Origin of the sequence: Sinorhizobium americanum, from assembly GCF_001651855.1 — a bacterium.
GTDB classification, from domain to species: domain Bacteria; phylum Pseudomonadota; class Alphaproteobacteria; order Rhizobiales; family Rhizobiaceae; genus Sinorhizobium; species Sinorhizobium americanum.
Map to the genome: position 1 here is coordinate 166,296 of NZ_LNQC01000077.1, position 12,335 is coordinate 178,630.

A 12,335-nucleotide genomic window follows, 5' to 3' on the forward strand; every position below is an offset into this window, starting at 1 on the left:
TTAGGAACCGGACGGAGCTCATGACGAAATTCGATGTACTGACGATCGGCAACGCGATCGTCGATATCATTGCGCGCTGCGATGACAGCTTTCTCGTGCACAACGGCATCATCAAGGGCGCGATGAACCTCATCGATGCGGAGCGGGCGGAATTGCTCTATTCGCGCATGGGCCCGGCTGTGGAAGCCTCCGGCGGCAGCGCCGGAAACACCGCCGCGGGTGTGGCGAGCCTCGGCGGTCGCGCCGCCTATTTCGGCAAGATCGCCAACGACCAGCTCGGCCAGATCTTCACCCACGACATTCGCGCACAGGGCGTTCATTTCCAGACCAGGCCGCTCGAGAGCCTGCCGCCGACCGCTCGCTCGATGATTTTCGTCACCGAGGACGGCGAGCGCTCGATGAACACCTATCTCGGCGCCTGCGTTGAACTCGGTCCGGAGGACGTTGAGGCCGACGTCGTCGCTCAATCGACGGTCACCTATTTCGAGGGCTATCTCTGGGATCCGCCGCGCGCCAAGGACGCGATCCGCGAGGCTGCGAAAATTGCCCATGCGCACGGCCGCGAAACAGCGATGACGCTGTCGGACAGTTTCTGCGTGCACCGCTATCGCGACGAATTTCTCGACCTGATGCGTTCCGGCACCGTCGACATAGTCTTCGCCAACAGGCAGGAGGCGCTGGCGCTCTACGAGACGGACGATTTCGACCAGGCGCTTCGAATGCTTGCCAAGGACTGCAAGCTCGCCGCCGTGACCCTCAGCGAGGAAGGCTCTATCGTCGTTCGCGGCGAGGAACGGGTGCGGGTCGGCGCGACCGCGGTCGAGCAGGTGGTCGACACGACCGGCGCCGGCGACCTCTATGCCGCCGGCTTCCTCTACGGCTACACGACTGGCAGATCGCTCGAAGATTGCAGCAAGCTCGGCAATCTGGCGGCCGGCATCGTCATCGGCCAGATTGGCCCGCGCCCGATGATCTCGCTCGCCAGCGCCGCCCGGGAGGCCGCCCTCGCCTGACGCATTTCGACTGAAAATCGGTGTGAGGACAATCGAAAGCTCTGCTCATGCTCATCATTCTGGGCGGCTTACCGGGAACCGGGAAAACGACAGTTGCGCGCGCCCTTGCGAAGCAACTGCATGCAGTGCATGTGCGAGTCGACACGATCGAGCAAAGCATCCGGGCTTCGGGCGGTCTAAACTCCGACATCGGGCCAGCAGGATATGTGGTGGCCTATGGAGTTGCTGAAGACAATCTCACTCTCGGCAATACCGTCATCGCTGATTCGGTAAATTGCCTCCGCGTAACCAGAGATGCTTGGCTGTCGGTAGCAAAGCGATCGGGCAAATCGGCCATCGAGGTAGAGATCATCTGCTCGGACAAAGTGGAGCATCGTCGGCGGTAGAAACCCGGAAGACCGATGTACGGGGGCTGACAAAGCCAAAGTGGGAAGAAATCACCAATCGAGTTTATGAAGATTGGATGCCGCGTCCCCTCGTTATCGACACTGCAAAGATGGGCGTGGATGAACTCGTTGCCGATCTCATTTCGAAGTTAGGACCGACCAAGTCATGACCTTCGGCACGCCCGTCGATTCTGAGGCGAACGCTTAGCTGGGGGCGTGGTCGCTGGCCGGAGCGGCCTACTTGAAGGCCTCGCCCGGATAGGCGCCCCAGATTTCAGCCTGGGCGATCCAGCCTTCTACCCCTTGCGTCTCGGCATGGCACCAGTCGCCATTGCACTCGCCGATATGCAAGAGCACGCCCGGCTGCATGCGGGCGACGATCGGTGCCGTGCTCTGCGGGTCGCGCCGCAAATTGACGAAGACGCTTTCGCCCTTGCCGCGCATCCATGGTGCGGCAACGGCGGTACGATCGCCGGAAAGCAGCGCCTGGTTGACCCAGCCTTCCGTGCCGTCGGCGTCCCGGATGCGGCGCCAGTTGTCGTATTCCTGGATGATCTCGACGGGGACGCCGGTTTTGAGATAGCGGAAGGCGACCGCGTAATCGAGGCTCGGCCCGATCCTCAGATTCACGCTCTTGGACTTGAGGCTGACGAAGCGGGGGAGCGGCAGGCCGCTTGGACCCTTGGCCGCCTGGGCGAAGGCGGCGGAATTCATGCTAGCCGTTGCGAGGACCATGGCCAGCAGCAATAGAGAGGCTTTGGAAATGAAGTGACGCATGACGAAGCCCATGTTCCGATCGTAAGCGAAGCCTTGCGGCGTCTCCACGGGGTCGCTCGCCTTCTCAGACGCACAAAGCTCGCCGTGGCACTTTGAATTGCCGCTTGTTCCAATCCTCGGGCCGGTTCCGATCCGAGAAGCACCCAGGGGACGCGCCTCGCGGCGCGCGCCGCGAATCCTTTACCCGGACAGCGACTTTCAATTGTCTTCCCCACCGGGTCTGGTAGAAATTGCGGCTATAGCGAGGAACTATCACCCAACTTGGTTAAGGACCCGTCAACGAGGGCCGCTCACAGGCATGACAAGCAAGAAGAAGCCAACCGTCTACATCACCCGGAAACTGCCGGAAGCCGTCGAAACGCGAATGCGCGAGCTGTTCGACGCGGAACTCAACATCGACGACACGCCGCGAAGCCAGCCGGAGCTGGTTGCTGCGGTGAAGAGGGTCGATGTGCTGGTTCCGACTCTGACGGACCGGATTGACGCGGCGCTGATCGAGCAGGCCGGGCCGCAACTGAAACTCATCGCGGCCTTCTCGAACGGCGTCGACAATATCGACGTCGATGCCGCCGCCCGCCGGGGGATCACCGTCACCAACACGCCGAACGTGCTGACGGAAGACACCGCCGACATGACCATGGCGTTGATCCTCGCGGTGCCGCGCCGGCTTGCCGAGGGCGCGCAGGTGCTGACCGACCGCAAGGGCGAATGGGCCGGCTGGTCGCCGACCTGGATGCTCGGTCGGCGCATCGCCGGCAAGCGCATCGGCATCGTCGGCATGGGGCGGATCGGCACGGCGGTCGCCCGCCGCGCCAAGGCTTTCGGGCTGTCGATCCACTACCATAACCGTCATCGCGTCAAGCGGGAGACCGAGGAGCTGCTGGAGGCGACCTATTGGGACAGCCTCGACCAGATGCTCGCCCGCGTCGACATCGTCTCGGTCAATTGCCCGTCGACGCCCGCCACCTATCATCTGCTCTCGGCGCGCCGGCTGGCGCTGATGCGCCCCGACAGCTACATCGTCAACACCGCCCGCGGCGACGTGATCGACGAGACGGCGATGATCAAGAGCCTGCGGGAGGGCAAGATCGCCGGCGCCGGCCTTGACGTCTTCGAGAACGAACCGGCCGTCAATCCCAAGCTCATCCGGCTCGCCGGCGAGGGCAAGGTCGTGCTCTTGCCGCATATGAGCTCGGCGACGCTCGAAGGCCGTATCGACATGGGCGACAAGGTGGTGATCAACATCCGCACCTTCTTCGACGGCCACCGCCCGCCGGACCGGGTGCTGCCGGGGCGGGATTGAAGCGGCAAGTGAGAAACTGTGGCTTTCGCCGGAAGCGGATCCGTCCGATCTGATGAAGCCGTTCCCGGCGGAACTGATCACCATGTGGCCGATCGATCGGAAGGTCGGTTCGCCGAATATGATGCGGCGGACATTCTGAATCCGGTGGAGCCGCCGGACGGGGACTAAGCTGCGCGGCAGCGATCCCGCCGACCCGGCGCGGAACCTCACCCGCGCAGGCCCGGCGCCTCCTGTCCGGTGCGCTCGACATATTCCCGATAGCCGCCGCCATATTGCTGAATGCCGTCGGGCGTCAGCTCCAGGACGCGGTTGGAAAGCGCCGACAGGAAGCGGCGGTCGTGCGAGACGAACAGCATGGTACCCTCATAGGCCGAGAGCGCCTTGATCAGCATCTCCTTCGTGTCGAGGTCGAGGTGGTTGGTCGGCTCGTCGAGGACGAGGAAGTTCGGCGGGTCGAACAGCATCGCCGCCATCACCAACCGCGCCTTCTCGCCGCCGGAGAGCACCCGGCAGCGCTTCTCGACGTCGTCGCCGGAAAAGCCGAAACAACCGGCCAGTGCTCGGAGCGGCGCTTGGCCCGCCTTGGGAAAGCGCTCCTCCAGCCATTGAAGGATGGTGCTCTCGCCGTCGAGCAGATCCATGGCATGCTGGGCGAAATAGCCGAGCTTGACGCTGGCGCCGAGCGTCACGCTGCCCTCGTCAGGCGCGGCGGTGCCGGTGACGAGTTTCAGCAGCGTCGATTTCCCGGCGCCGTTGATGCCCATGATGCACCAGCGTTCGCGCCGGCGCACCATGAAGTCGAGTCCGCCATAGATCGTCCGGCTGCCATAGGCCTTGTGGACGTTCTTGAGATTGACGACGTCTTCCCCGGAACGCGGCGCCGGCAGGAAGTCGAAGGCAACCGTCTGGCGTCGGCGCGGCGGCTCGACGCGGTCGATCTTCTCGAGTTTCTTGACCCGGCTCTGCACCTGCGCGGCGTGCGAGGCGCGGGCCTTGAAGCGTTCGATGAACTTGATTTCCTTGGCGAGCATCGCCTGTTGGCGCTCGAACTGGGCCTGTTGCTGCTTCTCGTTCAGCGCCCGCTGCTCCTCGTAGAAGCCATAGTCGCCGGAATAGCTCGTCAAAGCGCCGCTATCGATCTCGATGATTCTGGTGACGATCCGGTTCATGAACTCGCGGTCGTGCGAGGTCATCAGCAGGGCGCCGTCATAGCTTTTCAGAAAATTTTCCAGCCAGATCAGGCTTTCGAGATCGAGGTGGTTGCTCGGCTCGTCGAGCAGCATGACGTCCGGGCGCATCAACAGGATGCGGGCGAGCGCCACGCGCATCTTCCAGCCGCCCGACAGCTTGGAGACGTCGCCATCCATCATCTCCTGGCTGAAGCTGAGCCCCGCCAGGACCTCGCGGGCACGCCCCTCGAGCGCATAGCCGTCAAGCTCCTCGTAGCGCGCCTGCACTTCGCCGTAGCGCTCGATGATCGCGTCCATTTCGTCCATCCGGTCCGGATCCGACATGGCCGCCTCGAGCGCGCGGAGTTCCGCCGCCACGGCGCTGACGGGGCCTGCCCCTTCCATCACCTCGGCAACCGCCGACCGCCCCGCCATCTCGCCGACATCCTGGTCGAAATAGCCGATCGTCACACCCTTCTCGACCGAGACCTGCCCCTCGTCGGGCTGTTCCTCGCCGGTAATCATCCGGAAAAGCGTCGTCTTGCCCGCGCCGTTCGGGCCGACAAGGCCGATCCTCTCGCCGCGGTTCAAGGCGGCGGAGGCTTCGATATAGAGAATGCGGTGACTGTTGGACTTGCTGATATTCTCGATGCGGATCATGCGGGGGAAAGACCTGATGGTGTTTGCGGGCACCCCTATGCCACGGGTCGGTGCCGCTGTCACGCGACCGGGTGCATCTTGCGGGCGCGAAGGTTCCGCGGGCAGCCGGTTTCAAATTGAGATATGGCGGACAGAGAGGGATTCGAACCCTCGATACGCTTTCACGTATACACGCGTTCCAGGCGTGCGCCTTCAACCACTCGGCCACCTGTCCATCCGTCTGCAGCCGTTGGTCACTCCGGCTGGATGGGGGAGTGAACTCCACCGTGCTGCCGGCAAAACCGGCGGACGGGCGCGATATATACCGATGATTGGCGGCGGATCAACTGGTTTCTGACAGATTGTTGACATTGCGTGAGATGTAGTGGCGCGCTCCGCCATTGCGCTTGCCCGGCGGCGAGCCTATCTCTTTCCACAAGATGCGCCGAGCGTGAATCGGGCGGCTGGAAACAATCGACAGGCTTCAAGGGGCGGACCCGGCCAAGGAGGGTGAATGCGGCTCTTGCTGCGCTTTGCAAGTTTCGTCGCGCTGATGGCCGCCGTGCTTGCCGGCACCGTCGATTCGATCCAGTCGGTGGCCGCCTCCGAGCCGGTGCTGACGCCGCTTGCGGAAGGGATCGGGCTGCTCGGGCCGGATGCGCTCAACTGGGTGCAATCCCTGCAGCGGACCGATGCGGGACCAGCCATCTGGCTGACCGTCCTGCACTGGATCTTCATGCAGCCGGCCTTCGCCGTCATGCTCGTCGTCGCGCTCGTCCTGTGGATGGCAGGATACAGGAAGAAGCCGGCCGCCGGGCGCTTTGCGGCTTGAAGCCGCGCCGCTCAACGCTTTCGGTCATCGGAAGGAGCCGCAGATGTTTCTGATCGACATGTTCAACAAGAAGAACATCCTGCCCGACGCCGAGACCGCGCTTGCCGGCCGCGCCGAGGAAATTCCGACGGCGGCAGCACACTTCGTCTCCGGCCGGCCGCTGAAGGGCCCCTACCCCGATGGCATGAAGAAGGTGCTCTTCGGCATGGGCTGCTTCTGGGGCGCCGAGCGGCTCTTCTGGCAGGTCCCCGGAGTCCACGTGACCGCGGTCGGCTATTCCGGCGGACTGACGCCGAATCCGACCTATCAGGAGACGACGACGGGGCTGACCGGCCATGCGGAGGTCGTGCTGGTCGTCTACGATCCGGAAAAACAGTCGCTTGCCCGGCTGCTCAAGACCTTTTTTGAGGAGCACGACCCGACCCAGGGCATGCGGCAGGGCAACGACATCGGGACGACTTACCGTTCGGCCATCTATGTCTTCGACGAGGAGCAGCTTGCCGAGGCGAATGCCGCGCGCAACACCTTCAAGCGGGCACTCAGGGCCTTCAATCACGGCCGCGAGATCACCACGGAAATTGCGATTGCCGGCCCCTTCTATTTCGCCGAGGACTACCACCAGCAATATCTCGCCAAGAATCCGGGCGGCTATTGCGGCCTGCGCGGCACCGGCGTCAGCTGCCCGATCGGCTGAAGCGAAGTTTGTCCGCTTGCGCCCGCCGCCGGCGCTCCGCAGCGAGCCGGCGGCTTTTTTACCATCTGAAAAATTTTGGATGTTTTTTTGCGAGAAGCCGTGCAAGGATGCGGCCACCCAAGCCTTAAACAGAAGAGGGGCGGGCTCCGCGGACGAAGCTCATGCCGCCGGCGGAAGACCCGAAAAGAATCAATTGCGACAACAGGGCTTCAAGATGAAAAAAACCATTCTCGGTCTCCTTGCTTTCTCGATGATGTCGGCGACGGCGCTGGCCGCCGACGTCAAGCCGGCGCTCATCTACGACCTCGGCGGCAAGTTCGACAAATCCTTCAACGAAGCGGCCTTCAACGGCGCCGAAAAGTTCAAGGCCGAATCGGGCATCGAATACCGCGAATTCGAGATCGCCAATGATGCCCAGCGCGAACAGGCGCTGCGCCGCTTCGCCAGCGACGGCAATAGCCCGATCGTCATGGCCGGCTTCAACTGGGCCGCATCGCTCGAAAAGATCGCTGCGGAATATCCGGATACGAAGTTCGCCATCATCGACATGGTGGTCGAGAAGCCGAACGTCAAATCGATCGTCTTCAAGGAGCAGGAGGGCTCCTACCTCGTCGGCGTACTCGCCGGGCTCGCCTCCAAGTCGAAGACCGTCAGCTTCGTCGGCGGCATGGACATCCCGCTGATCCACAAATTCGCCTGCGGCTATGTCGGCGGCGCCAAGTCTGTCGGCGGAGACGTCAAGGTGCTCGAAGCCTATACGGGCACGACGCCGGACGCCTGGAACGATCCGGTCAAGGGCGGTGAAATCGCCAAGTCGCAGATCGACCAGGGCGCGGACGTCGTCTATCACGCCGCCGGCGGTACCGGCGTCGGTGTTCTGCAGGCTGCAGCCGATGCGGGCAAGCTCGGCATCGGCGTCGATTCCAACCAGAACATGCTGCAGCCGGGGAAGGTGCTGACCTCGATGCTGAAGCGCGTCGACGTCGCCGTCTATGACGCCTTCACGGCGGCCAAGGACGACAAGTTCGAGTTCGGCATCTCCAACCTCGGCCTCAAGGAAGACGGCGTCGGCTACGCGCTCGACGAGCACAACAAGCCGCTGATCACGCCCGAAATGCTCGATGCCGTCGAGAAGGTGAAGGCCGATATCATCTCCGGCAAGGTGCAGGTGCACGACTACATGACGGACGAGACCTGCCCGTACTGATCGGCAAGACATTCTCAGGGCCGCCGGTTCGCAAGTGCCGGCGGCTTTTTGCTGCCCGCCTTAATAGTGTGGCGGTCGTGTCACCGGGATCGCCTCACGGGCCTGTTCCTCAAGACTCAGGAACCGCTCGGTCAGCCGGTCGAGCTTGGCGCGCATCTGCTCGGCCACCTTCCATTGCTCGGCAAGCTGGTCGGAAAGCTCCTCGATGGTTTTTGCCTGATGCGCCACCATCTCCTCCAGGCGGACGATCCGGCTCTCCATGTCGCTCATGCGCTTCTCCATCTCTTTTTTATCGACGGGCAAGTTGACCAACCTGGCTGCGCCGTCAAGCATGGCGGTCAGCCGCGCGCTCCGGCTGCGACGGCGTTAACGGCAGAAAAGCCGGGATCGCGTGCCGAAAGCCTCTTGTGCAGATGCACCATCATCCCCGCGGCAAAGAGCGGCGTCAGCAGGTTGATGAACGGCACGGCCAGGAAGGCCGCGATCACGAGTCCGGCGAGGAACACCGTCGCCCTGTGCTTGGCGCGGAACAGCCGCGCCTCGGCGGGCGAGCGGTGGCGCATGGCGGCGAATTCGAAGAATTCGCGGCCGAGCAGATAGCCGTTGACTAGGAAGAAGGCGATGAGGTTGACGCCCGGCACCAGCAAGAGGAAGAGCGCAACGATGTTGCCGAGAATGACGACCCCTAGGAATTTCACTGAGCTCACCATCGCCTCGGCGAGCGGCAGCGGGGTCCCCGGCGGCTCCGCCGGATAGTCCCGCTTCTCGACCACTTCGGCGACATCGTCGAGAAAGAAGCCGGCGATCAGCGCCGTCACCGGAGCTAGCAACAGCGCCAAGGCGAGAGCGAGACCGAGGCTGGCGAAAATGCCGAAGACGAAGGTGATCCAGCCGGCCCATTCGGGCGTGCCGGGCATCAGCACGTCGATCCAGGGCAGCGCCAGCCAGACGAACAGCTCGCGCATAGCAAACCAGAGGGCGACGAGCGCCAGCAGCGTGAGCGCGATGACCTTCCAGAAAACCGCGCGCGTCTCGGCGGCAAAGAGATTGGCGAAGGCGAGCCGCGCCGAATCGACGATCATGATTGATCTCCATAACAGCAAGTCGGCTCGATGTAGGCAGCCGCACCGGCGTAGGCAAGGCACTTGCACCGCACTCCTTCGCGGTGCACTACGATTCAACAGGCCGGGCTGGCAAACACCATGGACGGCGATATTCTAAAGCGGAGTAAGTGCGGCCCGCTGCGGCGGGCCAGGAATAGACCAGGGGGAAGCCATGACCCACCACAAGACGCTCGCCAGCCTTGCCGTTCTCGTACAGTCGGGACAATTGGATCCGGTCGCGCTCACAGAGGATACGTTGACGCGGATCGAGGGCCATGCGGACCAATCGATCTTCGTCGGGCTGACGCGAGGCCGCGCGGCGCGGGAGGCGAAAGCGGCCTCCGAACGCATCAACGCCGGCCGTTCCCGCGGCCTCATGGACGGCCTGCCGGTCGCCTGGAAGGATCTCTTCGACGTCGCCGGCAGCGTCACGGCCGCAGGCTCCGTCGTCCTCAAGGACAATGCACCGGCCTCTTCAGATGCGGCGGTCGTCGCGGCGGTCGGCAGCGCCGGCATGGTGAGCGTCGGCCGCACCAATATGAGCGAGTTCGCCTTTTCCGGCCTCGGCATCAATCCGCATTACGGCACGCCGCGCAATCCAGCGTCGAACGACGTGCATCGGATTCCCGGCGGCTCCTCCTCCGGTTCGGCCGCAGCGATCGCCGCCGGGCTCGTGCCGCTGGCGATCGGCACCGACACCGGCGGGTCGGTGCGCATTCCGGCGGCAATGACCGGCATTGTCGGCTACAAGGCGACGCGCGGGCGCTATGCGATGAAAGGCGTCTTCCCGCTCGCCCAGAGCCTCGATTCGCTGGGCCCCCTCTGCCACAGCGTGCAGGACGCCGTCTGGGCGGATGCGGCCATGCATGGCCTGACGGCGCCGGTGATCCGCCGCGCGGAGCTCGCCGATCTTTCGCTCGTCATCCCCGAGACGATCGTCTTCGACGAGGCGGAGGCCGAGGTGGTCGCTGCCTTCGAGGCGGCGATCAAGCGGCTCGAGGTGGCTGGCGTCCGGGTGCGGCGCCAGGCCTTCCCGAGCTTCGCCGAGATCTTCGAGCTGACCGCCCGGCACGGCGGCCTGATAAACGCGGAGGCCTATGCCCTGCACCGCGAGCGGCTTGGCGGACCGGACGCCGCCCGGATGGACCCGCGGGTGGTCGTCCGTACGCGCCTCGGCGAGAAGGTCGCCGTCAGCGACTATATCGCTCTTCTCGACGCCCGCGACCGTCTGATCCATGAGACCCTCGAGAGCCTGAAGCCCGGCGAACTGATTGTCCATCCGACGCTGCCGCATGTGGCACCGCCGATCGACCCGCTGCTTGCCGATGACGATCTGTTCTTCAAGGTGAACGCGAAGACGCTGCGCAATACGTCGATCGGCAATTTCCTCGACTTCTGCGGCGTCTCGATTCCTTGCGGCACCGGCGCCGCCGGCATGCCGGCCGGCTTCCTCGTCTCCGCCCCGCATCATCAGGACGACCGATTGCTTTCCGCCGGGCTGGCACTCGAGGCGCTGATCCGGGGCGAGGCATGATCGTCTGCTTCGATATCGGCGGGTCGGCGATCAAGGGCGCGATTACCCATTCGCCGGAGCGTATCTTCCCGCTGCCGCGGCGGACGACGCCGCTCAATGACTTCCGCCGCTTCGTCGAAACGATGGAATCGGTGCTCGACGAGGCGGGCGGCCTTCCCGATCGGGTCGCGATCTCGATCACCGGCGTTATCGATCCGGAAACGCGGCGAATCAAATGCGCCAACATCCCCTGCATCGACGGCCGCGAACTGACGGCCGAGCTCGAAGCGGCGCTGCATCTGCCGGTGGTGATCGCCAATGACGCCGACTGCTTCGCGCTGGCGGAAGCGGGAATCGGCGCCGGCCGTGGCCATCGCATCGTCTTCGGCGCGATCCTCGGTACCGGCGTCGGCGGCGGCCTCGTGGTGGATGGCAGGCTGATCAATGCCGATGGCGGCTTTGCCGGAGAATGGGGACACGGGCCGGTCGCCGCGACCCTTGCCGGGCACCCGCCCATCGCTATCCCCACCTTCGACTGCGGTTGCGGCCAGCGCGGCTGCGTCGACACCATCGGCGGCGCGCGCGGGCTTGAGCGCCTGCACGAGACGATCCATGGCAGGACGCTTTCCAGTGCCGAAATCATTGAGATCTGGCAGAGCGGAGAGGCCGAGGCGGCGCGCACGGTCGACATCTTCATCGACCTCGTCAGCTCGCCGCTGGCGCTCGTCGTCAACATCACCGGCGCGACGATCGTGCCCGTCGGCGGCGGCCTCTCCAATTCCGAAGCGCTGTTGGCCGAGATCGACCGGGCGGTGCGTCAGCGCATCCTCCGCCGCTTCGAAAGACCGCTCGTCGTGCGCGGCGAATGCCGGGTGGAGCCCGGCCTGATCGGCGCCGCACTGCTCGGCTTCGGAGGGCAAGCCCGATGAGCGGCATCCTGCTCGAGGTTTGCGTCGACGATGCCAAAGGCCTGGCAGCCGCGGTCGAGGGCGGCGCCGACCGCATCGAACTCTGCTCGGCGCTTGCCGTCGGCGGGTTGACCCCGAGCGCCGGGCTGATGGCGCTCGCAGCCCACACGCCGGTGCCGGTCTACGCGATGGTCCGGCCCCGTCCCGGCGATTTCGTCTTCAATGCCGCCGAACTCGACATCATGCGCCACGACATCGATGCGGCGCGCGCCGCGGGCCTCGCCGGCGTGGTGCTTGGGGCATCACAGGCCAACGGCCGGCTCGACGCGCAAACACTCGCCGAACTCACCCGCCATGCCTCCGGCCTCGGGCTGACGCTGCACCGGGCCTTCGATCTGGTGCCGGATTTCGCCGAGGCTATTTCGGTTGCCGCCGCACTCGGCTTCGAGCGCATCCTGACCTCGGGTGGCGCCAGGACCGCGCCGGCAGCGGTCGACAGGCTGGAGGAACTGGTGGACCTGGCTGCCGGACGGCTGTCGATCATGCCCGGCTCCGGCGTCACGGTGGAGACGATCGATCAGCTCATGCCGAGATTGTGCGTCATCGAGGTTCATTCCTCTTGCTCGGTTCGTGAGCCGGCTACCGATGCGCGAATGGTCGAAATGGGCTTTGCGCCGGCGGTGGCCCGCCGCACGGATGCGGCGACCGTCAGGGCGATCAAGGCGCGGCTGGACGCCATCCCGGCAGGGGTTTAGTCGAGTGGACACCGCCGCTCCACCGCATCCCGCCAG

Annotated in this window: 12 protein-coding genes, 1 tRNA gene and 2 pseudogenes; 10 read left to right on the forward strand and 5 right to left on the reverse strand. The window is 64.6% G+C overall.

The genetic code is table 11. From position 1 onward, the window contains the following. The first annotated feature begins 20 nt into the window (after positions 1 to 20). Positions 21 to 1,013: an adenosine kinase gene (locus ATC00_RS26575; protein WP_037390685.1), complete on the forward strand. Its 993-nt coding sequence runs from the start codon at positions 21 to 23 to the stop codon at positions 1,011 to 1,013. Between the two features lie 47 nt (positions 1,014 to 1,060). Further along, a pseudogene (locus tag ATC00_RS26580) lies at positions 1,061 to 1,569 on the forward strand (AAA family ATPase). 67 nt (positions 1,570 to 1,636) lie between these two features. Here the strand turns inward: ATC00_RS26580 and ATC00_RS26585 are convergent. After that, positions 1,637 to 2,134, reverse strand: a complete 498-nt coding sequence (locus tag ATC00_RS26585; RefSeq protein ID WP_412458437.1) for an SH3 domain-containing protein — start codon at positions 2,132 to 2,134, stop codon at positions 1,637 to 1,639. 340 nt (positions 2,135 to 2,474) lie between these two features. Between ATC00_RS26585 and ATC00_RS26590 the strand changes: the two genes are divergently transcribed. Both ATC00_RS26590 and ATC00_RS33780 read left to right on the forward strand, forming a co-directional pair. After that, entirely contained in the window at positions 2,475 to 3,479 is a 1,005-nt protein-coding gene (locus ATC00_RS26590; RefSeq protein WP_064255053.1) for a 2-hydroxyacid dehydrogenase, read from the forward strand. 19 nt (positions 3,480 to 3,498) lie between these two features. Next, positions 3,499 to 3,647, forward strand: a pseudogene (locus ATC00_RS33780) (SOS response-associated peptidase); the annotation flags it as partial. A 38-nt stretch (positions 3,648 to 3,685) separates the two neighbouring features. On the opposite strand, the gene ATC00_RS26595 reads toward ATC00_RS33780, so the two are convergent. Both ATC00_RS26595 and ATC00_RS26600 read right to left on the reverse strand, forming a co-directional pair. Further along, positions 3,686 to 5,308, reverse strand: a complete 1,623-nt coding sequence (locus tag ATC00_RS26595) for an ABC-F family ATP-binding cassette domain-containing protein (protein WP_064255054.1) — start codon at positions 5,306 to 5,308, stop codon at positions 3,686 to 3,688. Positions 5,309 to 5,432: 124 nt separating this feature from the next. Further along, positions 5,433 to 5,522, reverse strand: a tRNA-Ser gene (locus tag ATC00_RS26600). A 279-nt stretch (positions 5,523 to 5,801) separates the two neighbouring features. Here ATC00_RS26600 and ATC00_RS26605 point away from each other — a divergent pair. From ATC00_RS26605 to ATC00_RS26615, 3 genes are all read left to right on the forward strand, one after another. After that, positions 5,802 to 6,119, forward strand: coding sequence for a hypothetical protein (locus ATC00_RS26605; protein WP_037390681.1), 318 nt, complete (start codon positions 5,802 to 5,804; stop codon positions 6,117 to 6,119). Between the two features lie 43 nt (positions 6,120 to 6,162). Further along, the gene (msrA, locus tag ATC00_RS26610) at positions 6,163 to 6,813 is read left to right on the forward strand and encodes a peptide-methionine (S)-S-oxide reductase MsrA (RefSeq protein ID WP_037390697.1); all 651 of its coding nucleotides are present in this window, start codon (positions 6,163 to 6,165) and stop codon (positions 6,811 to 6,813) included. Positions 6,814 to 7,027: 214 nt separating this feature from the next. Further along, positions 7,028 to 8,020 (forward strand): BMP family lipoprotein, encoded by a 993-nt coding sequence (locus ATC00_RS26615; protein ID WP_064255117.1) that lies wholly within the window; start codon positions 7,028 to 7,030, stop codon positions 8,018 to 8,020. A 60-nt stretch (positions 8,021 to 8,080) separates the two neighbouring features. On the opposite strand, the gene ATC00_RS26620 is transcribed toward ATC00_RS26615, so the two are convergent. Beyond that, positions 8,081 to 8,290, reverse strand: a complete 210-nt coding sequence (locus ATC00_RS26620) for a SlyX family protein (RefSeq protein ID WP_037390680.1) — start codon at positions 8,288 to 8,290, stop codon at positions 8,081 to 8,083. Between the two features lie 68 nt (positions 8,291 to 8,358). Next, positions 8,359 to 9,102, reverse strand: a complete 744-nt coding sequence (locus ATC00_RS26625; RefSeq protein WP_064255055.1) for a sulfate transporter family protein — start codon at positions 9,100 to 9,102, stop codon at positions 8,359 to 8,361. A gap of 193 nt (positions 9,103 to 9,295) precedes the next feature. On the opposite strand from ATC00_RS26625, the gene ATC00_RS26630 reads away from it, so the two are divergent. The 3 genes from ATC00_RS26630 to ATC00_RS26640 are packed head-to-tail and all read left to right on the forward strand — an operon-like array spanning position 9,296 to position 12,299. Beyond that, on the forward strand, positions 9,296 to 10,657 hold the full coding sequence (locus ATC00_RS26630) for an amidase (RefSeq protein WP_064255056.1): 1,362 nt from the start codon (positions 9,296 to 9,298) through the stop codon (positions 10,655 to 10,657). Then, on the forward strand, positions 10,654 to 11,565 hold the full coding sequence (locus ATC00_RS26635) for an ROK family protein (protein WP_064255057.1): 912 nt from the start codon (positions 10,654 to 10,656) through the stop codon (positions 11,563 to 11,565). Before ATC00_RS26630 ends, ATC00_RS26635 begins: the two co-directional genes overlap by 4 nt. Continuing rightward, positions 11,562 to 12,299, forward strand: a complete 738-nt coding sequence (locus ATC00_RS26640) for a copper homeostasis protein CutC (RefSeq protein WP_064255058.1) — start codon at positions 11,562 to 11,564, stop codon at positions 12,297 to 12,299. Before ATC00_RS26635 ends, ATC00_RS26640 begins: the two co-directional genes overlap by 4 nt. Positions 12,300 to 12,335: the final 36 nt, after the last annotated feature.